The sequence below is a fragment of the Haloarcula montana genome (genome assembly GCF_035666295.1).
GTDB lineage: Archaea > Halobacteriota > Halobacteria > Halobacteriales > Haloarculaceae > Haloarcula > Haloarcula montana.
Genome location: NZ_CP142027.1, coordinates 1371835 through 1397900, shown reverse-complemented (window position 1 = coordinate 1397900; position 26066 = coordinate 1371835). Strand labels below are relative to the sequence as shown.

28 protein-coding genes are annotated in these 26066 nt (G+C 65.5%); 15 read left to right on the top strand and 13 right to left on the bottom strand.

From position 1 onward, the window contains the following. Position 1: 1 nt before the first annotated feature. Positions 2–1057, bottom strand: a complete 1056-nt coding sequence (locus VJ109_RS07220; protein ID WP_324760135.1) for an enolase-like domain-containing protein — start codon at positions 1055–1057, stop codon at positions 2–4. A 37-nt stretch (positions 1058–1094) separates the two neighbouring features. Continuing rightward, entirely contained in the window at positions 1095–2069 is a 975-nt protein-coding gene (locus VJ109_RS07215) for a DUF5784 family protein (protein ID WP_324760133.1), read from the bottom strand. Positions 2070–2222: 153 nt separating this feature from the next. On the opposite strand from VJ109_RS07215, the gene VJ109_RS07210 reads away from it, so the two are divergent. After that, positions 2223–2396 (top strand): DUF5786 family protein, encoded by a 174-nt coding sequence (locus tag VJ109_RS07210; protein ID WP_276178964.1) that lies wholly within the window; start codon positions 2223–2225, stop codon positions 2394–2396. On the opposite strand, the gene VJ109_RS07205 is transcribed toward VJ109_RS07210, so the two are convergent. From VJ109_RS07205 to VJ109_RS07185, 5 genes are all read right to left on the bottom strand, one after another. After that, positions 2383–3117, bottom strand: coding sequence for a DUF7530 family protein (locus VJ109_RS07205; RefSeq protein WP_324760131.1), 735 nt, complete (start codon positions 3115–3117; stop codon positions 2383–2385). The genes VJ109_RS07210 and VJ109_RS07205 overlap by 14 nt on opposite strands. Beyond that, positions 3114–4049 carry an NAD(P)H-binding protein gene (locus tag VJ109_RS07200; protein WP_324760130.1) on the bottom strand — a complete coding sequence of 312 codons (936 nt, stop codon included), beginning with the start codon at positions 4047–4049 and terminating at the stop codon, positions 3114–3116. The genes VJ109_RS07205 and VJ109_RS07200 overlap by 4 nt, the downstream gene beginning before the upstream one ends. Positions 4050–4114: 65 nt before the next feature. Beyond that, positions 4115–4720, bottom strand: coding sequence for a class I SAM-dependent methyltransferase (locus VJ109_RS07195; RefSeq protein ID WP_324760128.1), 606 nt, complete (start codon positions 4718–4720; stop codon positions 4115–4117). Positions 4721–4809: 89 nt separating this feature from the next. Beyond that, on the bottom strand, positions 4810–5238 hold the full coding sequence (locus tag VJ109_RS07190) for a type II toxin-antitoxin system VapC family toxin (protein ID WP_324760126.1): 429 nt from the start codon (positions 5236–5238) through the stop codon (positions 4810–4812). Next, a complete protein-coding gene (locus tag VJ109_RS07185; RefSeq protein WP_324760124.1) occupies positions 5238–5507 on the bottom strand; it encodes an AbrB/MazE/SpoVT family DNA-binding domain-containing protein in 270 nt (89 codons plus the stop codon). The genes VJ109_RS07190 and VJ109_RS07185 overlap by 1 nt, the downstream gene beginning before the upstream one ends. 140 nt (positions 5508–5647) lie before the next feature. Here VJ109_RS07185 and VJ109_RS07180 point away from each other — a divergent pair, with 140 nt between their 5' ends. Next, on the top strand, positions 5648–5857 hold the full coding sequence (locus VJ109_RS07180; RefSeq protein WP_324760123.1) for a DUF7561 family protein: 210 nt from the start codon (positions 5648–5650) through the stop codon (positions 5855–5857). 108 nt (positions 5858–5965) lie between these two features. Here VJ109_RS07180 and VJ109_RS07175 read toward each other — a convergent pair whose 3' ends face one another. Continuing rightward, positions 5966–6160 carry a cold-shock protein gene (locus VJ109_RS07175; protein WP_276178974.1) on the bottom strand — a complete coding sequence of 65 codons (195 nt, stop codon included), beginning with the start codon at positions 6158–6160 and terminating at the stop codon, positions 5966–5968. Positions 6161–6399: 239 nt separating this feature from the next. Between VJ109_RS07175 and VJ109_RS07170 the strand changes: the two genes are divergently transcribed. The 3 genes from VJ109_RS07170 to VJ109_RS07160 all read left to right on the top strand — a co-directional run bounded on the left by VJ109_RS07170 (position 6400) and on the right by VJ109_RS07160 (position 9860). Beyond that, a complete protein-coding gene (locus VJ109_RS07170) occupies positions 6400–8127 on the top strand; it encodes an ATP-dependent DNA helicase (RefSeq protein WP_324760121.1) in 1728 nt (575 codons plus the stop codon). 337 nt (positions 8128–8464) lie between these two features. After that, the gene (locus VJ109_RS07165) at positions 8465–8605 is read left to right on the top strand and encodes a DUF2080 family transposase-associated protein (protein ID WP_015911534.1); all 141 of its coding nucleotides are present in this window, start codon (positions 8465–8467) and stop codon (positions 8603–8605) included. A gap of 4 nt (positions 8606–8609) precedes the next feature. Next, entirely contained in the window at positions 8610–9860 is a 1251-nt protein-coding gene (locus VJ109_RS07160; protein ID WP_324760120.1) for an RNA-guided endonuclease InsQ/TnpB family protein, read from the top strand. 73 nt (positions 9861–9933) lie between these two features. On the opposite strand, the gene VJ109_RS07155 is transcribed toward VJ109_RS07160, so the two are convergent. Then, positions 9934–11067 (bottom strand): class I SAM-dependent methyltransferase, encoded by a 1134-nt coding sequence (locus VJ109_RS07155; RefSeq protein WP_324760118.1) that lies wholly within the window; start codon positions 11065–11067, stop codon positions 9934–9936. Further along, on the bottom strand, positions 11060–12184 hold the full coding sequence (locus VJ109_RS07150) for a 60S ribosomal export protein NMD3 (protein WP_324760117.1): 1125 nt from the start codon (positions 12182–12184) through the stop codon (positions 11060–11062). The genes VJ109_RS07155 and VJ109_RS07150 overlap by 8 nt, the downstream gene beginning before the upstream one ends. Positions 12185–12321: 137 nt before the next feature. Here VJ109_RS07150 and VJ109_RS07145 point away from each other — a divergent pair, with 137 nt between their 5' ends. Both VJ109_RS07145 and VJ109_RS07140 read left to right on the top strand, forming a co-directional pair. Continuing rightward, positions 12322–14487, top strand: a complete 2166-nt coding sequence (locus tag VJ109_RS07145; RefSeq protein WP_324760116.1) for a histidine kinase N-terminal 7TM domain-containing protein — start codon at positions 12322–12324, stop codon at positions 14485–14487. Between the two features lie 157 nt (positions 14488–14644). Next, positions 14645–16765, top strand: coding sequence for a thiol-activated cytolysin family protein (locus tag VJ109_RS07140; protein ID WP_324760114.1), 2121 nt, complete (start codon positions 14645–14647; stop codon positions 16763–16765). A 27-nt stretch (positions 16766–16792) separates the two neighbouring features. Here VJ109_RS07140 and VJ109_RS07135 read toward each other — a convergent pair whose 3' ends face one another. Beyond that, entirely contained in the window at positions 16793–17110 is a 318-nt protein-coding gene (locus VJ109_RS07135; protein ID WP_324760112.1) for an NAD-dependent epimerase/dehydratase family protein, read from the bottom strand. Positions 17111–17211: 101 nt separating this feature from the next. On the opposite strand from VJ109_RS07135, the gene htpX reads away from it, so the two are divergent. The 5 genes from htpX to VJ109_RS07110 all read left to right on the top strand — a co-directional run bounded on the left by htpX (position 17212) and on the right by VJ109_RS07110 (position 21484). Then, entirely contained in the window at positions 17212–18093 is an 882-nt protein-coding gene (htpX, locus tag VJ109_RS07130) for a zinc metalloprotease HtpX (RefSeq protein WP_324760111.1), read from the top strand. Between the two features lie 63 nt (positions 18094–18156). After that, on the top strand, positions 18157–18774 hold the full coding sequence (gene pspAB / locus VJ109_RS07125) for a PspA-associated protein PspAB (protein ID WP_324760109.1): 618 nt from the start codon (positions 18157–18159) through the stop codon (positions 18772–18774). 1 nt (position 18775) lies between these two features. Next, complete coding sequence (locus VJ109_RS07120; RefSeq protein ID WP_324760108.1) at positions 18776–19216, top strand: hypothetical protein; 441 nt, start codon at positions 18776–18778, stop codon at positions 19214–19216. Between the two features lie 133 nt (positions 19217–19349). Continuing rightward, positions 19350–20396: a DNA repair and recombination protein RadA gene (gene radA / locus VJ109_RS07115; protein WP_324760107.1), complete on the top strand. Its 1047-nt coding sequence runs from the start codon at positions 19350–19352 to the stop codon at positions 20394–20396. Positions 20397–20446: 50 nt separating this feature from the next. After that, complete coding sequence (locus tag VJ109_RS07110) at positions 20447–21484, top strand: PAS domain-containing sensor histidine kinase (RefSeq protein WP_324760105.1); 1038 nt, start codon at positions 20447–20449, stop codon at positions 21482–21484. A gap of 314 nt (positions 21485–21798) precedes the next feature. Here the strand turns inward: VJ109_RS07110 and VJ109_RS07105 are convergent, their stop codons facing one another. After that, positions 21799–22851 (bottom strand): aldo/keto reductase, encoded by a 1053-nt coding sequence (locus VJ109_RS07105; RefSeq protein ID WP_324760104.1) that lies wholly within the window; start codon positions 22849–22851, stop codon positions 21799–21801. Positions 22852–22876: 25 nt separating this feature from the next. Next, a complete protein-coding gene (locus tag VJ109_RS07100) occupies positions 22877–23893 on the bottom strand; it encodes a CPBP family intramembrane glutamic endopeptidase (protein ID WP_324760103.1) in 1017 nt (338 codons plus the stop codon). Positions 23894–24034: 141 nt separating this feature from the next. On the opposite strand from VJ109_RS07100, the gene VJ109_RS07095 reads away from it, so the two are divergent. The 3 genes from VJ109_RS07095 to VJ109_RS07085 all read left to right on the top strand — a co-directional run bounded on the left by VJ109_RS07095 (position 24035) and on the right by VJ109_RS07085 (position 26017). Continuing rightward, positions 24035–24934 carry an acyltransferase gene (locus VJ109_RS07095; protein ID WP_324760102.1) on the top strand — a complete coding sequence of 300 codons (900 nt, stop codon included), beginning with the start codon at positions 24035–24037 and terminating at the stop codon, positions 24932–24934. A 69-nt stretch (positions 24935–25003) separates the two neighbouring features. Then, complete coding sequence (locus VJ109_RS07090) at positions 25004–25267, top strand: DUF7577 domain-containing protein (protein WP_324760100.1); 264 nt, start codon at positions 25004–25006, stop codon at positions 25265–25267. Positions 25268–25297: 30 nt separating this feature from the next. Then, positions 25298–26017, top strand: a complete 720-nt coding sequence (locus tag VJ109_RS07085) for an Nmad3 family putative nucleotide modification protein (RefSeq protein ID WP_324760099.1) — start codon at positions 25298–25300, stop codon at positions 26015–26017. Positions 26018–26066 lie beyond the last annotated feature (49 nt).

Genomic DNA, 26066 nt, shown 5'->3' with positions numbered 1-26066 from the left:
GTCAGTCGAAGCCGGTCCCGATCCCCCGGGGGTCCGCAGGCGGTGAGAGCGGACTCGCCGGGAGGTCCCCCGCGGCGTCGGGGTCGTTGTACCCGCCCGGGGCCACGTCGTTGGGGCCGTCGGGGTAACACAGCGAGGCCAGCGCCTGGATGTGGTCCCGGCCGACGCCGAGTTCGAACTGGCCGCCGCCGTACAGCCGGATGTCCTCGCGTTCGCAGTACGCGATCGTCTCAAGCACCGACTCGACGGTGCCACACCGGGACGGTTTCATGTTGAGCCAGTCCGGCTCGAACGGCAGATTCTCGACGCTCTCGACGCCGGTGATCGGCACGTCCCAGCTCACCCGCCCCTCGCGACCGTCGAACACCGGTCGGGTCTCGTCGGTCAGGTCCGGGTCCTCGACCAGGGCGTTCGGGAGGCCGTCGGCCACGCGGCGGTAGAAGTCGGCGTCGGCGTCGACGGCGACCTCGCCGTCGTCGTACAATCCTTTCATGTCGACGACGCGGATGTCGTAGTCGGCGACCGACGCCACGAACGCCTCGTCCCAGTCTGGGGTCGGATCGAGCTTGAACGCGAGGTCGTCGTGTATCGCCAGGAGGCCGTCGAGCCGGTCGGTCGACGGCGGCGCGTCGTCGTCGGGGGCCGAGAGCCGCGTCGAGACGACGAACGTCACCGGGTCGTACGACCGGCCGAGCGCGGCACCGAGGTCCGTGTCGGCCTGCTTCAGTGCGAGGTCCAGCGCGGCGCTCTCGAAGGCCCACCGGCGGTAGTGACGAAACCGCTCCTCGTCGGGTGGCTCGGGCCAGAGGGCAGCGGCATCGAGGCGGTCCGAGAACGAATCGAGCGTGTATTCGCCGGCCACCTCGACAGTGTGGTCGGCCAGTGCGTCGTGGGCCGCGTTGGTGTAGGTAACGTCCTCCCCGCGGCCCGTCTCGTCGGCGCCGGAGAGCGCGACGGTCGTCGTCGCCCGGTCGAACCCGCTGGACGTGGCACGTTCGCGCACCTCGAAGGAACAGTCATCGACAGTCAGCGCGAGATCGGCCACCTGATCGTACATACGGGTCGGTGGCGTCCCAGGGGCCTAAAAACTCCGCTCAGAACGGTAACGGGAACGGGACCGAGCCGACGGCGTACCCCTCGACGCTGTCGTCGGGGCGACACCGGAACACCACCGTCGGCTGGTAGCCGGGGTCGGGCTTTTCGGCGTAGATGCGGCCCCACTCGTCGTCGCGGAACGACGAGCAGTCGACCACGAGGACGGCCCCGGGATGAGCCGCGAGTTGGTCGCGGGTCTTCGCGTCCGTCGAGGCCGTCAGCGCGCCGATGGCGGTATCGACCTGCCGCCGGGTCGGCGGTCGGGGACGGGTCACCTCGACGAGGGTGTCCTCGACACGGAAGTCGACGGAGTGACCCGACCCCAGTTCGACCTCCGGCTCGAAGTCGTTGCCCGCGTCCGCGAGGAGTTTGGCGACGTTGAACTCGCCCATCGTCGCCGCCATCCGGGTCCGGTCGAACCCCTCGCTGGTCCCCAGTTTGCTGGCCATCGTGTACCGGAACTCGTCGAGGACGCCACTGCCCAGAAACTCGTCGTAGAAGGACAGCGCCGTTTCGCGGTCGGCGTCGGGAAAGCCCGCGGCGTGGTCCCGGAAGAACTCACGGGTCGACTCCCGGCCGTCCTTCGAGAGCAACACCGGCAGGAAGAACTCCGCGAGGGATTCGTACTCGGTGAGCCACGGGTCTTCGACCTCAAGTTGTGCGAACAGTTCCCGCTGTGCCCACTCCGCGATGGGGTCGGGAGCCTCGTCGAAGGTGTACTTCGTCGTCTGCCAGAGAGAACGGGGGGTCTCCGTGTTCCCGAGCCAGTAGGCCTCCTGGCCGTTCCAGCAAAACAGCGCCAGGTCGCCGTTGTGCATCTCCAGACGCTTGGCTGCCCACCCCTCGGGCGGCGCGAACCACGGCGAGTTCAGGTCGGCGCCAAACGACTCCGCGAGCGGTGCCAGCAGGTCCTGCCGGACGCGGTCCTCGCTCCAGCGTTCCTTCGAGTGACGGAATCGGATCGGGCCAGCCACACTGTCCTCTAGGTCGGCTGGTGTCTTGTGGGTTCCGTCTGTCCGTACCGGGTTGGATCGGGCGAATGGGACACGCTCGACGGGACGAAACGGAAAATCCGGCTGACCGTTACATTGATAGGCATTAGTTCACAAGGTTGAGTGTGGTAAGCTATGTCGATGGGAGCGTATGACGACGACGAACACGAACGCCGTGAGCGCAAGAACAACGAGGTCGACCTCTCGGAGGACGACGACCGGACAGCGTATCACGGGTCCGTCGAGTACGATTCCGGGGAGTCGACGGAGGAACTCCTCGATCAGTTCAAGCAGATCAACTCGGACTAGCGTCTCCGGTTCTGGACCTGACTCGTAACAGCAGTACGGACAGGCCCGTCACGACCGTCACTGCCGTCACGTGTGCGAGCAGCGCCGCCAGCAACACGGGGTAGTTCAGCACGAACGGGACCAACACGAGTTGGAGGATGCCGAACCCGAGCGTCTCCAGGTCCGCCCGCTGGAAGACGCGCGCGGTCTGTGGGTCGAACTGGTAGCGCGCCGACCGCCAGAGGCCGGTGACGCTGGCCCACCAGCCCGTCCCGATGCGGTAGCTCACGTCCCAGAGAATGAGCAACATCAGGTAGACGACCAGTACCGGCGGTTCCTCGCCGAACAGGTCGGTGACGATCGGGTTCTGGCTCATCTGTGGATCGAACACGAACAGGTGGGTCAGCATCGCGATGTAGGCGAGCACCGACAACACCACCTCGACGTTCGAGGAGAACAACAGCGCCTGGTAGGTCTCGGGGACGTCGATCCGTCGGACGAGCGTGCTGATCCGGAGCATCTCGATGCTGCCGATGGAGGCGACGATGACCACCGCGGTCCCGGCGATGGCGGCCGGCCAGACGTCGTAGTACCACGATAGCCCGACGATACCGATCTCGAAGATCGAGAGCTGGATCGCCACGGCTGCCCACGTGGGTACTTCTATCCCCGGCAGCGCGCCGACGATGCTCTCGTACACCCAGGTCTCGCCGTAGACCGGGTGCGGGTCCCCGCGGCTCATCGGTTCTCACCGCCGGCGGCGACCGCACGCCGTGGTGTCGCCCGCCCGGCTCGGTCGGCGCTCGTCCGCCTGACAGCCTCCTCGAAGGGCGTCAGCTCGACCGGGACGGCGTCGTGGATCCGCGCGTCGTCGGCGACGACCGGCGTCTTCAGTCCGTCGACCAGCGGCCGGGCGACCGCCGTCGGGACGTCGGTCAGGCACCCGACCACGTAGGAGGCGATGCTGGGGGTGAACAACGGTACTGGGATGATCCGCGGAGCGGTCCCGCCGAGCAGGTCGCCGGTCCGTCGGAGGATCTCCGCGTAACTCATCACCTCCGGCCCGCCGATCTCGTAGGTCTCCCCGGCCGTCTCGGGCGCGTCGAGGACGCCGACGAGGTAGGCGATCACGTCGTCGATGGCGATCGGGTGACAGTCCGTCCGGACCCACTTCGGTGTCAGCAGTACCGGGAACCGGGTCGCCAGCGTCCGGATGATCCGGAAACTGGCGCTGCCCTCGCCGACGACGATCGCCGCACGCAGCACCGTCAGGTCGTAGTCGCCCTCGGCCAGCACCGTCTCGACCTCACGTCTGGAGGCCAGATGTTCCGAGAGGCCGTCCTCGCCGCCGAGGCCGCCGAGGTAGACGACCCGACCGACGCCGGCGTCGTCGGCCGCCGAACGGAAGTTCCGGGCCGCCCGGCGGTCCCGGTCGGCGTAGTCCGCGCCGGCACGCATCGAGTGGACCAGGTAGTACGCGGCCTCGACTCGCTCCAGGGCGTGCGCGAAGCTCTCCGGGTCCAGCAGGTCGCCGACGGCGACGTCGACGCCGGCCGGCGGGTCGTACCCCGCGGGGTCACGGACGAGCACGCGGACGTCGTGGCCGGCCCGACACAGCGCGTCGACGAGCCGTCCGCCGACGAACCCCGTCGCACCGGTGACCAGGACGTGCATACAGCCACACGGGTCGGCAGCGGGTTAAAAGGTCGGCCGTCGTGTCACGGTCACAGTGGCCCGCGTCAGCGTCGTTCGGCGACCAGCACGCCGACCTGGTCGCTGACCAGCTCGACGGCGGTCAGGGCGTAGCCCGCGTCGGTGAACGCGTCCGCCAGCACGCCGACCGTCGCCGGGTCGTCGACCTCGGGGCTGTAGAAGGGGTCTTCGGGGTTCGGTTCGCCGAAGAACATCACGTCGCCGAGGACGATCCGGCGCGGTCCCAGGTCGGCGACGACGTCGATTGCCTCGCGTTTCTCGTCGTCACTCAGGTGGTGCATCGCGAAGTTCGAGGTGACGACGTCGACGGACGCCTCGACGTTTGGCTCGCGGAACTGCCCCTCGCCGAAACTGACGGCCTCGACGCCGCGGTCGTCGGCCTTCTCGCGGGCCCGTTCGAGCATCCCCTCGCTGATGTCCCGGCCGATCACGCGCCCGGCGTCGGCCGTGAGACCGAACGCGATGGCGCCGGTGCCGGTCCCGAGGTCGAGCACCACGTCGTCGCCGTCGGGGGCGGCGTGTTCGACGACCAGGTCCGCACAGGCCCGGTACTCCGGGGAGTCCTGGCTCTCGTCGTAGTCAGCGGCGTGATCAGAGAACCGCTCGGCGTGTTCGTCGATGGACTTCTTCATGGACGCGGCTTCGAACGGGTCGGTGAAGTACGTCTCGGTGAACGAGCGATCGACAATACGACCGTGAGATGTGGGTATCGTGACTTGGGTTAATTGAACGGGTTGTCCGGGGTCTCTAGTCGCGTGATCCCCTCGACTCTGTCGAAGTCGTCGTCGAACGAGTACAGGTACTCGATACCCTCTCGTTGCATATACGCAGCGATCGTCGCATCCCCACACGAGAGGCCGTCGTACGTCCGGAACCGAGCGATCGCACCGACAAAGTCCTTCTGTGCTGCGTGGACGATCTCGAACCCTGCAGATCGGTTCAGCCGCTCGTACGTCTCGACTGCCGTGCGATGGTGTTTGCGCTCGTGTATCCAATTGAGTGTTTCAAGAACGACGTAGTTCGTCACTCGCCCCGTCGGAAGGTCACCGTGGTCCATCTCGCGGACCAGTTCCATCGCGATCTCGTGGTGCTGGTCGTCGGCGTCTGCCATTCCGATGAGTACGCCCGTATCGACGACTGCGACTCCCATCAGCGATTCTCCGAGGCGGCCGGATCGTCCTCGTTGCCGGCGAGGTCGTGCGTCTCGGAGTTCCCACCGCCCATCGACACCGGTTCGAAGTCGTCGAACGCACCGTAGTGTTGCTTGACCACCTCGACGGACAGGTTCCCCTCGCCGTCGGCGTCCCAGCGGAGTTTGTCACCGGGTTCGATGTCGAGCTGTCGACGAAGCGATGCCGGGATAGTGACCATGCCCCGGTCGCTGACTTTCGTTTCCTCCGGACTATTGTCGCTCGCCATATCCGTCGCTACAGTGTCCTACGGCTTACATGTATCGTTACATGTAGTCAATGCTTCGTCCCGAGATACTGCCGTGTCGGGTACCGTTCCCACTGTCACTGCGGGGAAAGACATTCCCGCACCACCCCCTAACGACCGGTATGGCATCCCAGCCCTGTGACGGCTGTGGCACCGAGGTGTCGATCGGCGGCGGTATCACCGGCATCTGGGCCAGCAAGAGCCAGCCAACCGAAGGGATCATCCTGGAACTGGCCGACGACACCGAACAGTTCCTGTGTTACGACTGTATCGACCGGTTGCCCGACGACCGCGAGGTCACTGCCGACGACGTGGCCGCCCTCGAGGAGTAGCGTGGCTCCCGACTCGGGAACTCGACGCGACCACAGCGCGGTCGCTCGTCGGGTAGCTTCGAAGAAAACGCTTCAGACGTGACCGCCGGCTGGCGGTCCGAAATCAGCTTAGTTGCGGACGACGTTGGTCGCGCGCGGACCTTTGTCAGCCTGTTCGATGTCGAATTCGATCTCCTGTCCCTCTTCGAGGTCCGGGCCGCCAACGTCTTCCATGTGGAAGAAAACGTCCTCGTCCGCGTCCTCAGTCTCGATGAAACCGTAACCGCCAGTGTCGTTGAAGAAATCAACAGTTCCTTGCGCCATTTCAAATAACTGTAGAGCCGGACGGGGGATAAGAGTTCTGAGAGTACCGCTCACACGACCGTGTGTATGTCACCACTGCCCACGAACGGCGGGGAGACGCCCGACTGGCTGCGGCGACAGCGGAGCGGTGACGCTTCCGGAGTCGATCCATCGGGCGATCTGGGCATATGGAACGCCGCTCTCTGTGAGCCGGCGCCCGACAGGAAAGGTTTACGCCGACCCTGACCCTGACTCCTGTCGTGTACCCCGCGCGGATTCACGACGAGTTTCCCGCCCCCAGCTACCGCGGGAACCAGAAGCAGGCCCTCGCGGACATCCGCGCGGCGTTCGAAGCCGGCAACGACATCGTCCTCGTGCGCGCGCCGACCGGTAGCGGCAAGTCCCTGTTGGCCCGGGCGATCGCCGGCTGTGCCCGCACGGCCGGGGAAGCCGCTCCCGAACAGGTCTGTGACGCCTATTACACGACGCCACAGGTCTCCCAACTGGACGACGTGGCCGAGGACCCCCTGCTGTCGGATCTGTCGGTGATCCGCGGGAAGAACAACTACGACTGCATCCTCCCCGGCGAGACCGATACCCCGGTGAACCAGGCCCCCTGCGTTCGGGAACGGGAGTTCGACTGCCAGGTCAAACACCGCTGTCCGTATTTCTCGGACCGCGCCATCGCCTCGAACCGCCGGATCGCCGCGATGACGCTGGCGTATTTCATGCAGACCGCCGGCAGCGACGTCTTCGGCAAGCGCGATGTGGTCGTCGTCGACGAGGCCCACGGGCTGGGCGACTGGGCCGAGATGTACGCGACGATCGATCTCTCGCCCGGGACGATCCCGCTGTGGGGCGACATCGAGGTGCCCGACCTCGACGGGCTGGACGACGCCGTCTCCCTCGCCGAACGCGTCGAACACGTCGCCGAACGCCGCGTGAAGGAACTTCGGGGCAACGCCGAACTCTCGCCCGACGAGGTGGCCGAACGGGACTCGCTGAATACGCTCCGGCAGGACCTCCAGTGGTTCCGGGAGGACTACCGGGACACGGACAGCGCGACCACCTGGGTCGTCGACCAGCCCGACGGCGTGGGCGGCGCGGTGACGATCAAACCGATGAACCCCGAACGCTACCTCAAACACACTGTCTGGGACCGGGGCAACCGGTTTGCCCTCCTGTCGGCGACCATCCTCAACAAGGAGGCGTTCTGCGCCGGCGTCGGGCTAGACCCGGACAACGTCGCGCTCGTCGAGGTCGGCCACACCTTCCCCGTCGAGAACCGGCCGCTGTACGACGTGACCCAGGGGAAGATGACCTACGAACACCGCGAGGAGACGCTGCCCGACATCGCCCGGACGATCGTCCGGATCATGGCCGCCCACCCCGACGAGAAGGGGTTGGTCCACTGTCACTCGTATGCAATCCAGGAGCGCCTGCGCGAGTTACTGGACGAGTTCGGCGTCGGCGCCCGCGTTCGGGATCACGACACGGACGGGCGGGACGCGGCCCTCTCGGCCTGGAAACGTAGCGACAACCCCGACTGTTTCCTCTCGGTGAAGATGGAGGAGGCCCTGGATCTGGAGGGTGACCTCTGTCGCTGGCAGGTCATCTGCAAGGCACCGTACCCGAACACGCGGGATTCGCGGGTCGCCCGCCGGCTGGAGGACGACCAGTGGGGCTGGTACTACCGGACCGCGCTCCGGACGGTCATCCAGGCGTGTGGCCGGGTCGTCCGGGCGCCCGACGACTACGGCGCGACGTATCTGGCGGATTCGTCGCTGGTGGACGTCTTCGACCGGGCGAGCCACGACACGCCCGACTGGTTCGCGGCACAGGTCTCCCGGCTGTCGACCCCGGACCTCCCGCGGTTCGATCCCGACGGGGCGTTGTCGGGTGTCAGCGCGGGGACGAAGCGGCGGCGCGACCGCTCACAGTCGCGGTCGGGCGACGGGAGCCACCCCCTCTCGGATGTCTGGGACTAGAAGACGACGAACGAGAGCCCGTACACGATCCCCGAGCCGACCATCAGCAGCGTCAGGAAGATCGCCATGATCTGCTGTCGATCCATAACTTCCCTTGATCGGTGGGGCAATTAGGCGTTACGCCACATGCAGGCGCTAAGCCTCCGTTGTTAAGTAGCGACCGGAGGGAGCGAGTAGGTCGGGGATACAGCGTCCCCAGAAATCTACGATCTTTGGTGTGCGAACGAGAGCCTCGCTCTCGTTAATGCCGTCATCGTCTCTCATACGCCCGCTTATTGCTGGCCCACAGGCCCACGCAGCAATACGTTTATGTTGATACAATATCTAAACATTGCCGATGGATAGGCACGAAATCGAAGGCCACGAAGTCATCGAAGGCGAGGTGAAACCCACCGGCAACGGCGCACACGTCCTCGTTCCAAAGCGGTGGCGTGGCGCAGACGTGAAAATCGTTCGAACCTCCGACCCCGACGAATAACACGATGAACTACAACTACAGGTATCGCATCAAGCCGACCGATAGCCACCGCGAGACGTTGGACTACCACCGTGATACCTGTAGGCAACTCTACAACCACGCGCTGTACCGCTTCAACCAGATTCCCGAATCTGAAGGCACCGTCAAACAGCGTGTCCGCACAATTCGTGACGAGCTTCCCGACCTCAAAGACTGGTGGGATGCACTCACCGACATCTACTCGAAGGTGCTTCAGCCCACTGTCATGCGGATTGCCAAGAACATCACTGCTCTCGGGAAACTCAAAGAACAAGGCTACAACGTCGGTGAAATTCGGTGGAAGTCACCTCGGGAGTTTCGCAGTTTCACCTACAACCAGTCTGGCTTCGAACTCGACAAGAAGGGTGGTCAGACCGTGGTGTCGCTGTCGAAACTCGCAGATATTCCCATCGAACTCCACCGACCGGTGCCCGACAACGCCACCGTGAAAGAAGTCACTCTCAAAAAGGAAAAGACCGGTGAGTGGTTTGCCATCTTCGGGATCGAGATGGACACAGAACCGCTAGCCAAGCCGTCCCTAGAGGATATTGACACTGACGAGATGGTCGGCATCGACGTGGGTATTCTGAAGTACGTCCACGATACTGACGGCGTAGCAGTCCAATCACTTGACCTTTCGGAAGAACGCGACAGGCTTGAACGAGAGCAACGGACCCTCTCGCGCAAAGAGTACGAGTCGAACAACTGGGAAAACCAACGCCAGACGGTCGCGGAGTGTTATCTCGAGATCAAGCGCAAGCGGCGTGATTTCCTGCACAAACTCTCGGACTACTACGCTCGGGAGTACGAGCTAGTCACGGTCGAAGACCTTGACGTGAAGGGGATGCTGGAATCGCCGCGTGACAGCCGCAATACGGCATCTGCGGCGTGGAACACCTTCACCGATATTCTTGAACACAAGTGCAAGCGTGAGGGCACACACTTCGTGGAAGTTGAACCCGAAGGCACAACCAAAGAGTGTGCGAAGTGTGGCGTCGAAACCGACAAACCGCTGTGGGTGCGTGAACATTCTTGTCCTGCCTGCGGGCTTGAGGTGGACAGAGACGCAAACGCGGCGTGGAACATCCTTTCTCGCGGACTCGCCAAACTAGGAGTGGGTCACTCCGAAGGAACGCCTGTGGAGACTGCGCTCCCTGCGGGAACTGCGGTTGTTCCTGCAAAGCGCGTCGTCGAACCAGGAAGCCCCTGCCTCAAGGAACGAGCGGCCACGCCGTGAGTGAGCAGGCAGGGGTAGTTCACGCGTTACGCACCGTTTATCGACCGAGTAGGTCCGGATCGTCACGACCGAATCAGTCGACGCGTGCGTCCACGACGACGTGGGCGACGCCCTCGCTGTAGCCTTTCACGCGGCGGGTGTCGAGTACCTCGACTGATCGGCCGGCCGCGGCTGCTGCCGACTCCAGGCGCTCGATGGGCCGGTCGAAGACCAGCGCCTCCGGTGTCGCCTCGTGCATGTGGAGGACACCGCCGGGCGCGAGTGCCGTCAGCGCGCTGTCGAGGTACTCGTAGGAAGCGTCGGGCGGAGCCCGACTGTCCTCCGCTCGCGGCGCGGAGGCCTCGTAATAGCCCATCACGACGCGGTCGACACGCTGTTCGGTGGCGAACCCGGAGACGACCTCCCGACAGTCCGCCCGGTAGGGATGGACCCGCTCGCTCACGTCGTTGAGCATCGTGTTCTCGACGAGAAAGCGGAAGGCGGTCGGGTTCCGTTCGACCGCCGTCACCGTCGCCCCCGCCCGGGCCATCGGCAGCGTGAAGTAACCGATGCCGGCGAACATATCCAGAACGTGGTCGTCGGTATCGCTCGCGGCGTCACCGCTGGCCCGCCCCTCGCTGACCACCTCGCCCATCCGGGCGCGCTCGGCTTTGTTTCCGGGTGAGAACATCACTTCCGCGAGGTCCATCGAGTACCGCGTGCCGTGTTCAGTGTGGATCGTCTCGGTGTCGCCCGTACCCGCGATGACTTCCACGTCGGGTTCGCGGTGGTCGCCGTCGATGCCGTGGCGGGCCAAGACGGTGTCGGCCTCGCCGTGGAGGGCCAGGAGTGCCTCGCCGACCTCCGGCGGTCGGGGACTGTCACCGATGTCGACGAGGACGACGCTGCCGATGACCGCCCACGACGACGGGGCCTGTTCGCATTCGGCGTCGGTCCAGCCCCGCTCCCGGAGATGGTCGGCCAGCGTCCGTACGCGTGGCTCCCCGACCTGCCGGACCACCTCGCGGTACGTGACCGACTGTGGCGGGTCGGTCACCGGAATCGCGACGCTGTCTGTCTCCCATTCCCGGACGCTCCGGTCGGCGTCGTAGACGCCTTCGGCCTGCAGTTGCTCGATGACCGTCTGGCTCCGGGGCTTCGCGACGACGACGGCCAGTGCGTCGGCCCCTTCGCCCGCGGTGTCGGTCCCGCCCTGCTCGTCACTCATCGTCGTCCCGTTCGGGCAGTACGTGTAGCCCTGATCGGCTTTTGAGGACGGTGACGGTGTCGGCGTCGGTATCGAGATACTCCGGTCGGGGGACGGTCACACTCTCGAAGGTCTCCGGATCGAGCACCTGGACGGCGTGGGCGTCCTCGACGGCGACCAGGGTGGTTTCCCGGCCGTCCTCGCGGAAGCCCAGCCGCGTCGCGTCGGGGGCTTCACCGTCCTCGAAGTTGGCTTCGTAGGCTTCGCCGGTCGCCAGGCGGACGCCCTTGAGGTTCCCCTGGACCGACCGCACCAGGACGGGGCCGTCGCCGTCCTCGGGGTCGATGACCTCTCCCTGGCGATAGCGGGGGAGGCGGACGGCGTAGGTCACTCGGTAGAGGCGCTGGCCGTCCTCGTCCTCGCTGATGAGCCGTTTCGAATCCGTGTACGACCCGCCCAGTTGCGCGGTGATGCGCTTGGCGATCCCGTGGCCCATCTGGGTCGTCGAGATCTTCATGTTCAGCCCCTCGTCGACGGTGCTCGTCTCCGTGATGAAGGCGTTGCGGTCGCCGGTGTCCTCGCGGGCCGCGATATACTCCTCGGCGATGGTCTCGGCCCGTTCGAGTTCCTCGTCGGTCGGGTTCCGGCCGTCCCCCCGAACCTGGACGACGCTGGCGAAGGAGCCGCCGGCGATCTTCCCGCAGCGCTCGCAGGTCTGGCGGGAGATCTTGACGGGGACGACCACCTCCTCGGTGACCGGCGTCTCCCGGATGACTCCGGAGAACTCCGCGTGCATCCGGATCGTGTTCTTGTCGACCTGTTCGGGGGCGACCTGCCAGGCGACCGACTGGGCGTCGACGTGGACGCCCAGCGCCTCGCTGACCTGGTCGACGGCGACGTCGGTGTAGTCTTCGGCGCCGACGTCGACCCAGCGGTTCCCCTTGTGGACCGCGCCACACCGCGAGCAGACCCGCACCTCGATGCGGTCGGGTGCGTCGACGAGATCGAACTCCTCGAAGTAACAGGCGTCACACAGCACGCTGTCCGGGTCGCGCTGGCCGGCCGCGCTCGGCCGCTCGCCGGCCCGCTCCGGAATCTCGTCGCCACACCGCGGACAGAACTCTCCCGACCGACTCATTGTGCGTTCGTAGACGAGTGGGCCGTTTAAGCAGTGTGTTTGCCGTTCATCCGCTCAATGTCTGTCACAGCCGGATAAATTAAGTCACTCAGATCTCATCTGTCTGTAATGTGGTCCTTGGTAGCTGGTACTCATAAATGACACTCGCACCCGTGCTGCACGTCGTCCTGTTGGGGGGGTCCGTGCTAGTGACGACAACACTGGCGGGCTACGCGTGGCGACACCGGTACGAACACGGCGCAACGGCGTTTCTCGGGTTGGTGGTCGGCTTCTCCGTGTACTCCGGCACACACCTGGTCGGACTCTTGACGACCGATCTCGGGTGGCGGCTGTTCTGGGAGTACCTCCAGTGGACCGGAACTGCGGTGGTCCCGGTGTTCTGGCTCCTGTTCGCGCTGGCGTACACCGGCTACGACGAGGTGATCGACCGACGGACCGTCGCCGTGCTCGCGGTCGTGCCGGCGGTGACGGTCGTCCTGACGTGGACGAACAGTTGGCACGGGCTCATGTGGACCGAGAACACTCTGGTCGTCGTCGACGGACTGGCGATACTCGAACAGGCCTTCGGGCCGTGGTTCTGGATCTACACGGTTTCAATGTACGCTATCGTCGGTGTCGGCGCGGTCCTGCTGGTACGGCTCGTGTGGGTCTCGGACCATCTCTACGCCGACCAGGCGATCCTCGTGGTCCTAGGGGTGGCCGCGCCGATCGTCGCCAGTGGCCTCTCCGTGCTGTCGGTGACGCCCATCCAGAACCCGCCGCTGGATATGACGCCGTATTCGTTCGTCGTCACTGGGATGGCCTTCGGCTACGCGCTCTTTCGCCACCGGCTGTTCGACCTGGTGCCGGCGACCCGCCAACTCGGGCAGAACGCGGTCATCCGGCACCTCGAAGACGGTGTCGTGATCGTCGACACGGAGCGGCAGGTGCTGTATCTCAACCCGACCGCCGCGGAGCTGTTCGACTGCACGCCGGCGGCGGTGCTCGGCCGGCCGGTCCGTTCGCTCGTCGACGACGCGGCTATCGACTTCGACGCCGAGGACGCGCTGGCGGAGGTCGAACTCGGCGACGACGTCTACGAGGTTCGGACCTCGCCGATCCGGGACCGGCATGGCCGGCTGACCGGCCACACGCTCGTTGTCCACGATATCACGGCCCGGACGCGCCGCGAACGACGGCTCGAACGGCTGGACGACCTCAATACCGCGGTCCGGGGGGTCCACCGGGCGTTGGTCGATGCCGAGGGGGACGAGGACATCACGCAGGCGGTCTGTGAGCGACTCGTCGACACCGGGCTCTACCGGGCGGCGTGCGCCGCGGACCTCGCGACTTGGAACGGCGAAGCCGACTGCTGGACCGTCGCCGGTACCGACGGGGAACCACCGACGCTCCCCGACGACATCCCGGCCGAGACCGACGGCGGGGCGACGATCGCGGTCGCCGACCCGGACGACCAACACGGTGCCTGGACGGTCGTCCCACTGGTCTACGGCCCGACCGTCTACGGGGCACTCGCGCTCCAGTCTTCGCGTGACGACGGGGCGACCACCGACCGGGAGCGGGACGTACTGTCCGAACTAGCGGAACTCATCGGCTATGCCCTCGACGCGGCCGAGAACCGCCGCCTGTTGAGCGCCGACTTGGTCGTCGAACTGACCTTTCACAGTGAGGACACCGACGGAACACTGCTTGAAGTCGTCCGGCGGACGGAGTGTCGGATTGAACTCGAAGGCTTGGTCCCGAACGTAACAGAGGGCCACCTGGCGTATCTCCGCACCGACGGCGACCCCGACGCGGTTGCGGCGGCGCTCGCGGATCTCGGTGCCGCCCGGGTCCGGACGGTCAGTGCCGACGACGGACTACTCGAAGTCACACTCTCCGGGGAGACACTCGTCGCCACACTCGCAGGCGACGGTGCACACGTTCTAGAGGTCACAGCCGAGGAGGGGGCGACCGAGGCTGTCGTCGAGGTCGCGACCGATACCGACGTTCGGAAGCTCGTCGATCGACTCACGTCGGCGTTCCCGGAGACACGGCTGGACGCGAAACGGCGGTGTGACCGTCCAGCGCTCCGTGACGAAGGCTTCTCCGGCGAGACCGTCGCGGACCTCACCGACCGCCAGCGGGAGGTGCTGGAGACGGCCTTCCGCGCCGGCTATTTCGACTGGCCACGGGAGTCGACAGCCGAACAGGTCGCCGAGACGCTCGATATCGCCGCACCGACGTTGCACGCCCACCTCCGGAAGGCCGAGGGGACGCTGTTTGCCGACCTCTTTGACCGGGAGCCCGAGAGTCGGAAGTGAGTACCGGCTAATCCATCGATTTCCGCAACGAAACCCCTCCGAAACCGGTGTTTTCGAGACGAGTATTTCCGGCACTACACAGCTAGCGGCAACCTACTTGTCGGTAATCACTCATTCCTGGGCAGGGACAATGGGTTCTGATGACGACACAAAGACAGTGAACCGACGAACGCTCCTGCGGACCGCCGCCGCGCTGTCGGCGGCCGGTCTCGCAGGGTGTTCGATATCGACACCCCTCGGCGACTTCGGTGGGAGCGGCGGGGGCAGCAGTGGCAGCGGTAGTGGGGACGGCAGTGATGGCGGAGGCGGCAGCGGCGGTGGCTCTACACAGACGCCGACGCCGGTGACGGCGACGCGACAGCCAAGTACCGTGACGCCGACACCAACCAGGACATCGACTGCGACGCCGACGCCAACCGACACGGAGACGGCCACACCGACTGCGACGCCGACGCCAACCGACACGGAGACGGCCACACCGACTGCGACGCCGACACCCTCGGGCAATCCCGCAGTCACGCCGGCAGAGCCACAGACGCCGATCCCCTGTGTCGTCGACGGGAGCTGTGTCCCGGACGGCGTCGTCGACAACGGCCCGACAGTCCCCCAGGACCCGGTGTTCATCCCGGAGGAACCGCTCATGCCGGTGGAACCGATCGCTGTCGACCCGAGCGTCTTCAACAACACGGAGCAATCGTCGGTGGGCGACCCGACGGGCGTGTCGAACAGCGGGACTATCGACGTGACGATCACACCCGAGACGGGCAAGGCCGGGAGTTCGACGGTCGGCAGCGAAGGGGCCGAACAGCGTGGCGACATGGTCTGTACGACACAGCGACGCCGTGTCACCTCCGGGAGCGGGACGAACTTCCTGTTGAATCCCCAACTCGGCGTTATCTGGCCCGGTGCGATCATCGAGGCCGAGAGTATCGCTAAGGGGCAATTCTCGCCGGCGCTATCGTCGAGTCGCCGAAACGGCACGCCGTCAAGCCAGATTCGCAACCCGCTGGAACTCTCCGTCTCGTTGCGTAACATCAGTGGGAAGAACACGCGCACGCTCCAGAACCCGTCAGTCGGGCGGTACCGGACCGAACTCGACGACATCCTCGGGCAGTACAACCAAAACGCGAACACGCCGGCCCGGATGAACTACACCATCCACCAGATCCACTCGGAGAAGCAACTGGATGTCACGCTCGGCGTCCACTACAACAGCCCGACGGTCGAGGTTGACAACAAGTTCGACTTCTCGAGCCAGTCCGAGACGAACAAACTGATGGCCCAGTTCTACCAGCAGTACTACAGTGCCGACATCTCCCTGCCGAACCCGGTCGCGAACGGGGTCGTCTCCGATCCGGGGACCTACCTCAAACGTAACGATGTCGTCGTCAACAACGTCTCCTACGGTCGGATCCTGTTGTTCTCGGCCGAGTCGAAGTACGAGCGCACCGATATCGAGAACGCACTCGACGTCGCGATGAAAATCGGTGGTGGTAACGGCTCCGCGTCGCTCGATATCAAGCACAAGCAGGTGCTCAGAGACACGAAGATCAACGTTCAGGTGCTGGGCGGTGCAGCTACCCAGGGCGCACAACTCATCAGTAAACCCGGCGAGGGGGCCCTGCAAGCGATCACAAACTTCATCCAGCAGGGCGCGACCTACGATCCCCAGCGTTCGCCGGGTGTCCCCATCGCCTACCAGACGAAGTACCTCAGCAATCTCGATACATCTAACACCTACCTCACGACGACCTACACCGAGCGCAACTGCCGGCCGAAGACCCGATCGTACCGCGTCCACAACATGTCTTGGAAGGTTATCACGGAGTCCGATCCGGGCAACGAGGAGGAGATCTACGGCGACGTCTACGTCGTCGGCTGGCCGTTCTGGCCGGACGCGTCCACGATCCAGTCCAGCCGGATCGAACCACGGGGCGGCCGCAGCGACGGCCGCGTCTGGCACCGGTCGCGCAGTTCCCACGTCAACATCAGACAGGGACGGCGCAAGGACCTCGGTGTCGACGCGGAACTCATGTTCGAGGACGCCCACGAACTGGACAAGCGCAAGTCCTACATCCAGGTCACCGCCATCCCACACGAGAAGGACCCGACCTCGAACAACGACTTCGGGAACAAGAAGAACGTCAAGTGGTTCCTCGACCAGGCGCCAAGTGACCCCGACCGCGCGGGCCGTGGTGGCGGGACGTTCACCCAGCGCTGGAACGACCACGGGTCGGAACTGGAACTGTCGTTCGACATCTCGCCGATCCCGCCGTGACCGGTGCTACCGGTTCGTTCGGGCCCGTTACTCCACCGGCAGGCTCGGTTCGCTGACCTCGGCGTCGCCGGCCGTCCGCCAGTCGTGTTCGGGTTCCCACTCCAGCAGACTGCGGGCTTTGGCCGTCGAGAGCGCCGACTGCTCGCCCTCCAGTTCACACTCCGCGGGGACCTCGCCGCCGTCGGTCACGTCAGCGGCCCGCCACGTGAGGCGGTCGCGCTCGCTGACCTCCCATCCGGGGTGGTCCAGGTCGACGCAGACGACGTCGTACTCGCCGGCGAGCCGGTCACAGATCCAGCGGCCCGAGCGGCCGCGGCCGCCGGTGACGAGAGCGGTTTCGGTCATGGACGGGGTCCGTGTCGGGCGCACAAATGCCTGCGGTCCCGGTTGTGTGTGACTATCTCACGATAGCGGGGTTTTAGAGTGTCGACTGCCTACGCCCGTTCATGCAGTGGAAAACGGACTGGGGGCTCCGCGGTCGGATGGTCCTGACGATGTTTCTGTTGTTCGTCCTGTACATCGTCTTCATCGGGCTCCTCAGCCTCTACTTCACGCGGCTCTCGTCGATCGTCCTCATCATGGGGTTGTTCATGGGCGCACAGTTCTTCTTCAGCGACAAACTGGCGCTGTACTCGATGGGTGCCCGTGAGGTCGACCCCGACGAGTACCCGGAGCTCCACCGGGCGGTCGAACGCCTCTCACAGCAGGCGGACCTCCCGAAGCCGAAAGTCGCCGTCGCCGACTCGCGAGTCCCCAACGCCTTCGCAACGGGCCGGTCGAAAAAGAGCGCGGCCGTCTGCGTGACGACGGGGATCATGAACACGCTCGATCAGGAGGAACTGGAGGGCGTCATCGCCCACGAACTCGCCCACGTCAAGAACCGCGACGTGATGGTGATGACCATCGCCTCGTTCCTCTCGACGATCGCCTTCCTCATCGTCCGGTGGGGCTGGCTGTTCGCCGGCGGTCGAGATCGGGGTGGCCAGCAAGGTGCTCCGGTCATCGTCGCCATCCTGGCCTCGCTGGTCGTCTGGATCGTCTCGTTCCTGCTCATCCGGGCGCTCTCCCGCTATCGGGAGTACGCCGCCGACCGCGGGGCCGCGGTCATCACGGGCAAGCCCTCGGCGCTGGCGACCGCGCTCATGAAGATCGACAGCGGCATGGAGAACGTCCCCAAGGACGACCTCCGCAGCGAGGCCGAGATGAACGCCTTCTTCATCATCCCGATCCGGAGTGGCTGGCTCGGCCGACTGTTCAGTACCCACCCCTCGACCGAGAAACGGATCGACCGCCTGCGGGACCTCGAACGGGAACTGGAAGGGCGGTAGGCCCGCCTTTGGTACGAACGTGTAGACGAAAACCGCCTTATCCCCGGCCGACGACGTAGTGGTATGGGACTGCTCGACGGACTCAAAAGCGTCCTCGGCGTGAAAGCCGAGGCCGACGCCACCCGTGAGGCTGACCCCGACGATCTGTTCGGGATGTCGACGGCCTACATCACGATGGAGGCGGGCCTGGGCTACGAGGCCACCGGGGACGCCGCGCTCTGTTTCGGTGACGTCGACAGTACGGACTTCCGGGACGCCAAACAGGAGGTCCGGGAGATCTTAGACGCCGGCGCCCGGGAGACCGGCACCGAGGTGGAGTTCACCGAGGACGACCACGGCTACCAGTGGGTCGTCCTCCACGACGACGACTTCGAGGATCTCGTCACGTCGATCCACTTCGCCGCGGATACGCTCATCGAGCGCCGCTACGGATCGCGGCTACTCGCGGCGCTGTTCGGTTTCGAGAGCGACCGGAACTTCGACCCGGTCTACTGGGTGTACTCGTTCCGCCGCGGGGCCTACTACCCGTTCGCTCCGGACCCGGACCGTGACCACGAACGGGATACCACTGCGGAGTTCAAACTGGAGAGCAACCTCGACGGGGAACTCACCGTCGAGGCCGATAAGGAGTACTGGTATCCGCTGTGGCCCGACCGGGTCGGGAACCACCCGTGGGAGTGAGATGAGCGACACGAGCCCCACGGTCTACGACCACCTCCGCCCGACGACAGCCGACTATCCGGCGGGTATCTACCGAGTCGTCGGTGTCGGCGACGAGATCACGCTCCTGCGCGTGAGCGACGCCGACGGGCGGCGGGCGAACACTGGCGCAGTCGTGACCGTCCCCGCCGACTCGCTCGCGGGCTTCGAGCGGGCCGAGAATCCCGACGGGGACCGACGACCGACGGCCATCGTCCGATCATCTCTCGACAACCTCTACTGGTCGGCACGGGCGTTCGTCCGGACGCTGGCGAAGCGCCCGCTCGTGTCGGCCGGCGCGCTCGCGCTCTTGCTCGCCGGCGAGTTCGGACAGGACCTCCTCTCGCTGACGGGGCTCCAGGCCGGCGCGCTCATCGTCGTCGGGGGCCTCGCCCTGGTCTACGTCGGGAGCGGTCGGCTCTGAGGCCGCCGGTCGGACTCCTCTTTCCTTCTAAACCTCCCGATATCGATCCGGTCGGTCGGAGTTCTGTCCGGCTGTTTCACTTTCACTCCCCTGTTAACGTGGGTTTATGTGCCACCGGGCGCAACCCACGTCTATGTCCGCAAGTGAGGACCTCGAAGACCTGCCCGGCGTCGGCCCGGCGACAGCAGAGAAACTCAAAGACAACGGTTTCGACTCCTACCAGGGGATCGCCGTCGCCTCCCCCGGCGAACTGTCGAACACGGCTGACATCGGCGAGTCGTCGGCCGCCGACATCATCAACGCCGCCCGCGAAGCTGCCGATATCGGCGGGTTCGAGACCGGATCGACGGTGCTGGAACGGCGTGAGCAGATCGGGAAGCTCTCCTGGGGCGTCGACGAGGTCGACGATCTGCTCGGCGGTGGCGTCGAGACCCAGTCGATCACCGAAGTGTACGGCGAGTTCGGGGCCGGCAAGTCCCAGGTAACACACCAACTGGCCGTCAACGTCCAGCTCCCGGCCGAACACGGCGGGTTAGAGGGGAGCGCCATCTTCATCGATTCCGAGGACACCTTCCGTCCCGAACGGATCGAACAGATGGTCGACGGCCAGGACGACGAGGTCATCGAGGACACGATGGTCCTCCACGGCATCGCCGAGGAAGGCGAGGCCGACGCCACGGACGAGGCGCTGTTCGACGCGCTCGTCGACTCCGTCCTCGAGAAGATCCACGTCGCGAAGGCGTTCAACTCCAACCACCAGATCCTGCTGGCCGAGAAAGCCCAGGAGATCGCCAGCGAGACCCAGGAAGACGAGTTCCCGGTGCGCCTGCTCGCCGTCGACTCCCTGACGGCCCACTTCCGGGCGGAGTACGTCGGCCGTGGGGAACTGGCCGAACGCCAGCAGAAACTCAACAAACACCTCCACGACCTGATGCGCGTCGGTGACCTCAACAACACCGCCGTCGTCGTCACCAACCAGGTCGCCTCCAATCCCGATTCGTTCTTCGGCGACCCGACTCAGCCGATCGGCGGAAACATTCTGGGTCACACGTCGACGTTCCGGATGTACCTCCGGAAGTCCAAGGGGAACAAACGCATCGTCAAACTGGTCGACGCACCGAACCTCCCGGACGGCGAGGGCGTCATGCGCGTCGAGGAAGGCGGCCTGATGAACGAGTAAGGTCGTCGGCAGCCACGTGCTATTTTTACTTCTGGTGCGTATGGGCGCGTGTGAGTGACGACCTGGGGACAAGTGATCGGCTTGCAGCGGCAGTGTTCGACGAGATACCCGATCAGCTTGCGGTTCTTGACTCCGACGGAACGATCCTGGCGACGAACCGATCCTGGCGAGAGTTCGGGCTCGACAACGGGTTCGAAGTGGGTGGTGACATGGTCGGGGTCGACTACCTCGACGTCTGCCGGCGCTCCGACGACGAGACGGCGACCGCCGCCGTCGAGGGGATCGAGGCGGTCGTCGACGGCGGGATGACGGAGTTCTCCTTCGAGTATCCCTGTCACTCCCCGGACAAACAACGGTGGTTCAGGATGCGTGTGACGGCCTTCACCTTCGACGAGGAGGAACGCGTCCTCGTCAGTCACACTGACATCACCGACCGTCACCTGGCCGAACAGGAGGTCAGTGACCGCAACGACACGCTGGAGCTGGTCGCGGGCATCCTCAGCCACGACCTCCAGAACCCGCTGTCGGTAGCGCTCGCCCGTTCCGAGATGGTCGAGGACGACGCTCACGCGCCGGTGATCGAGCGCTCGCTCGAACGGATGAAAGACATCATCGACGACGCGCTGTTGATTGCCCGCAAGAGCGACCTCGACACGCTCGAACCCGTCGACCTCGAAACCTGTGGTTGGGCCGCCTGGTCCCACGTCACGACCGATGCCGGGACGCTCCACGTCGAATCGGATGCGACGATCATGGCCGACGCGTCACTGCTGACGCAGCTCCTGGAGAACCTCTTCCGGAACGCGCTCGACCACGCCGGCCCGGACGTGACCGTTACGCTTAGCCATCACGAGGACGGCTTCGCCGTGAGCGACGACGGACCCGGCGTGCCACCCGACGAGCGCGAGCAGATCCTCGAAGACGGGTTCACGACGGACAAACAGGGCGGTGGCACCGGACTGGGGCTCACGATCGTCCAACGGGTCGCGGAGGCCCATGGCTGGGAGCTCCAGGTCGGTCAGAGCCCCGACGGCGGCGCGATGTTCACCCTCACTGGCGTGGCGCGCGTAGCGGCGACAGGGACGTGACCGTGTGACCCGTCCCCGAACCCCTTCGTTTCATCTCGAACCGGTCGCCGTCTGGCGTCTTTCGTCCGTCTGACGCACCGGGGTGAAAGTAATCCCCATGCGTAGAAACCGCACGACGGCGATACATCTCCTGACGAAACAGGGGGGTTATCGACGAAAACCGGGAGACGTGACGGGGATCAGACGAGTTGACTGAGGGTCGCGTCTCGTCTGCAGATTCCGGTCGCGGCGGGCACACCTACTCGGATCTCAGTCATCACTCACTGTCGGGTATCGCTGCCGGCTGTCGCGGGTCGGCGATGGAACGGCCTCGGTTAGTCGCTCGCCGATTTCATCCCGGTTCCCTCCAGGTCTTCGCCGCCGACAGAGGACCGCAGGGCGTCCATCCCGTCGTCGCGGTCGATGCCGAAGTTGTCGGCGTACAGTTCCTGGACCCGGTCGAACTCCGCGTCGCTGAGCGGCGGGGTATCGGGCGCCCCGGCCCACTCGTCGATGTCGGCGGTCGTCCGGAACGTCGGCGTGACCGAGGCCACCTCGTCGTGGGCCAGCAGCCACTGGATGGCGGCCTGGCCCATCGTGCGCTCGCCGTCATGTTCCAAGAACCGGATGGACTCTACTTTCTCCCAGCCGGTCTCGTACCACTCGTCGGGCCGGTGGGCGCGGTGGTCACCCTTCCCCAGTTCGGTCTCGGGCGTGACCTGCTCGTTCAACAGTCCCGAGGAGTGGGGCACGCGGGCGATGATCGAGGTATCGGAGCCGTGCTCGCGGATCGTCTCGACGAAGTGTCGACCCGGCGTCTGCTCGAAGAGGTTGAAGACGGTCTGGAGGGCGTCGAACTCGTTGGCGACGGCGGCGTCTCCCTCGGCCAGCCAGCCGATCGAGGGGCCGAGCGCCCAGCCGATCGCCTCGACTTTCCCCTGCTCGCGGAGTTCGTCCAGGGCTTCGAGGACGTCCTCGTCGACCTCCTCGACGTTGGCGTTGTGGAGCATCAGCAGGTCGACGTACTCCATGTCCAGGCGCTCCAGCGAGCGGTCGGTCGCCGTGTGAATCCACTCCGGCGTGACCTTCTTTGGGAGTTCGCCGTGGCCGGCCTGTGGGTTGTTGTAGAAGTCGTAGCCGATCTTCGTGCTGACGGTCACCTCGTCCCGGCGGTCGGCGAGTGCCTCGCCGACGATCTCCTCGCTGTCACCGTGGCCGTAGACGTCTCCAGTATCGAAGTAGCTCACGCCCTGCTCGACGGCGTGGTCGATCATCCCGACGGCGTCCTCGCGTGTCCGGTCGCCCCACCAGTCGGTTCCGACGACCCAGGCACCGAAACCGACCTGGGAGACCTCGACGTCAGTCGTCCCGAGCGTGTCGTATTTCATAGCCGGGCGTTGGGCCGCAGGACACTTATCGCTCGTGGTTCTCCCGGATCGCGTACCGCAGCGTCGGGGTCGCGACGGCCTCGCGGACGGCGACGTCGCCGTACTCCCGGCCGACCCACCAGGCGAGTGCAAGCGTCCCGAGCAGGAGGCCGACGAGCGCGATCAGCCCGCCCTCGGGGCCGAACGAGCCGCCGGTCAGGACCGCCGAGCCGGTCGCCCGCGTCCCGACCAGCGCCGCGCCCGTCCGCAGGCCGCTGACCGGGAATCCGTACAGCCCGAGGGTGAAGTTCCAGGCGACGTGGAACCCACAAGCGATCCCCAGCCGGCCAGTCAGGACGTAACACCCGCCAAGGAGGATACCGTACAGCGTGATGTTCGCGACGCTGAGCAGCGAGGAGCTGGGGTTGGCCGCGTGCAGGACGCCGAACAGGACGCCGGTCGCGACCGTCGTGACGACGACCGCGCGCCACTTCCCGAGAGTCCCGGCCAGTCCCTCGGCGGCGTTGGTCAGCAGGTAGCCCCGGACGACGATCTCTTCGGCGGAGGCCTGGACGACGAAAAACAGTCCGAGGAGTGCGAGCCGCTCGACCGCTCCTAGCGGCCCGAACGCGAAGGTGTCGGACGGCCCGGTCACGAGGAGACCAGTCACCGTCAGGAGGCCGGCCGCGAGTTGCCCGAGGAGAAACAGCGTCGGGAGTCCGACCCCCAGCCCGAGGCCGAAGGCGGCGTCGCGCCACCACTGGCGGTCGAATCCCAGCCCGTAGTCCGAGAGGTAGCGCCGGTCGAGCAGATACCCGACACCGATCGCGATGGCGGTGAGCCCGGCATAGACGGCGATCTGTCGGACAGCGACGAAGCTCGCCCGGAGTTCCGGACCAAACGAAGCCGGATTCACCAGCTGTGAGAGGGTGCCGGCGAAGACGATCGCACCGAACGCGGCCACGAAGAACCAGAGGACGACCCGCCAGAGCGCCCGCAAGCGCTTCTCGCGTGGGTTGATCATGTAGCCGCGGATCTCCATGATGAAATCCGACCTGACCATACCGGGTCGTCGGTCGCCCCGCTCTTATACTGTCGGCAGAAACGCCGAGAAACTGTGTGAGGTGCTGTCGTAACACCGGTGTCACCGGGTACCGAACTGGTAACGGAAACCCATATCTGCGACCGTACCGATTGTTCGTCCATGACGAAACGCCACGTCTCGCTGCCGCCGGCCGCCGAGGAGGGGCTCCGGAGTTTCATCCAGGAGGTCGACGAGCGACTGTCGAGCGAGGAGGACACCTGCGACGTGGTCACCGATGTCCTGGTCGATCTCCACGGCGATCGGGACGCCTACGAGCGCTGGCAGTCCGGCGGCGACGTCTCGCCGGCCGAACGCGTTCGACTCCAGGGATACGACCCCTGTAACACCACACTGGAGAGCGAGTACTACGCGGAGAAAGACGAGGAGAAGTTCAAACGCTCGAAACACCTCCAGTGGCTCTGGCGCCAGTTCGACGCCACCCCGATGGCTGACAACGTCGAGTTCGCACTGCGGTTCCGGCGGATGCTCGCCGACCATCTCTTCGAGTCCTGTGGCGACGACTGTCGCTTTTTCAAGGGGATCTCTTTCACCTACGGCCACAACATCGAGGTCGGCGACAACGTCGTCATCCACGACGACGTCCACCTCGACGACCGCGGAAAACTCACCATCGGCGATCGGGTCTCGATTTCGGACGACACACACGTCTACAGCCACGACCACGACGCGGTCGACCAGACTCATATCGACAACTTCCACACGATCATCGAGGACGACGTACGCCTGACCTACGATTCGATGGTCCGGGCCGGCGTCCGCGTCGGCGAGAACGCGATCCTGGCCGCCAAATCGATCGCCGGCAAGGACATCCCCGCCCACCACATCGCCGCCGGCACGCCCGCGAAGTCGATCGCGATCAAGGACGGATGGGAGTCGGTCGCGGACCCGCTCGAAGATGCCAACGTCGATCGTCGCAGCGAACGAGAACTCGACTACGACCTCCCGGACAACCTCGACGTCTTCGACGAGTTCCAGCGCGATCTGCGGCCGCCGAAGTGACTCGTCTGAGTATCACATCTGATATCCAGGGCCGAACACCGAAGTGATCGCCACCCGTTCAGTCGTGGTATGCAACTGTGGGGCTGGCTCATCGCGTACGTGGTCACGTTCGGGCTCGTGCAACTCCTCCTGTACCACTACTTCCAGCACCGCGGTACGTCGAGTGAGTCCCCCGAGTCGACCCCGGCCGGCGCCGGTCACGGAAGCGCCCCAGTCGAACCGGCGGGAGGATCGGCGCCGGGCGAAGTTGTCCCCTGCCCCGAGTGTGGGACCCGCAACGACGGCCACCGGATGGTCCGGTACTGCCGGTCCTGTGCGGCCTCGCTCCAATAGGCACTTGCTCGACCGTCCCGAACTGCACCCATGCGCAGCGTCGCCATCAACATCGGGGCCAACACCAACGAACCCGGCTTCCGCGGTCCCGTGTTCCCCGACGGCTCCTTCGAGTATATCCCGATTCCCGAGTCCGAGCCGACGGCCGAACCCGTCCCGACCTACGCCGACCTCGACCTGGAGACGGACGTCTCCGCGGTCGCCGACCGGCCAGTCCACTTCGATCCGGAGTTCCTCGAAGCCGGCGGTGACCGCTATACCTACGGCGACGAACACGGGGTGAAAGCCGGCCCGCTCTCGGAACTGTCGGCCGGCGACTACCTCTTTTTCTACGCGACGCTCTCGACGGTCGACGAGGGGACGGCCTGGGCACCGCCCGAGTGGGGTGCTTACGTCGTCGGTCACTTCCGGCTGGCCCGGGACGCGGTGACCGGCGAGGGCTACCGGGAGCTGTCCGCCGAGGAACAGGCCGTCTTCGACTCGAACGCCCACGTCAAACGGGAGTCCGTCGACGCCCGGGTCCTCGTGTTGGGGGACCCGGCGGCGTCGCAACTCTACGAGACGGTCGTCCCGCTCTCGACACCCGACGGCGGCACCGAGGCGAACCACCTCGTCACGGACCTGTCCTCGGACTCGGGAAAGGGGCCGTGGTGGCGCCGTCCCATGCGGTTCGACGAAGCCGGCACCGGGCGACTGTTGGCGCTGGCGACTGCTCCTCCGGCGAGCGCGGCAGGTGAAACAGGCGAATGAGTTATCACCACTGAGAACAGAACGTGAAAGCATATGCCGAAACGTGCTC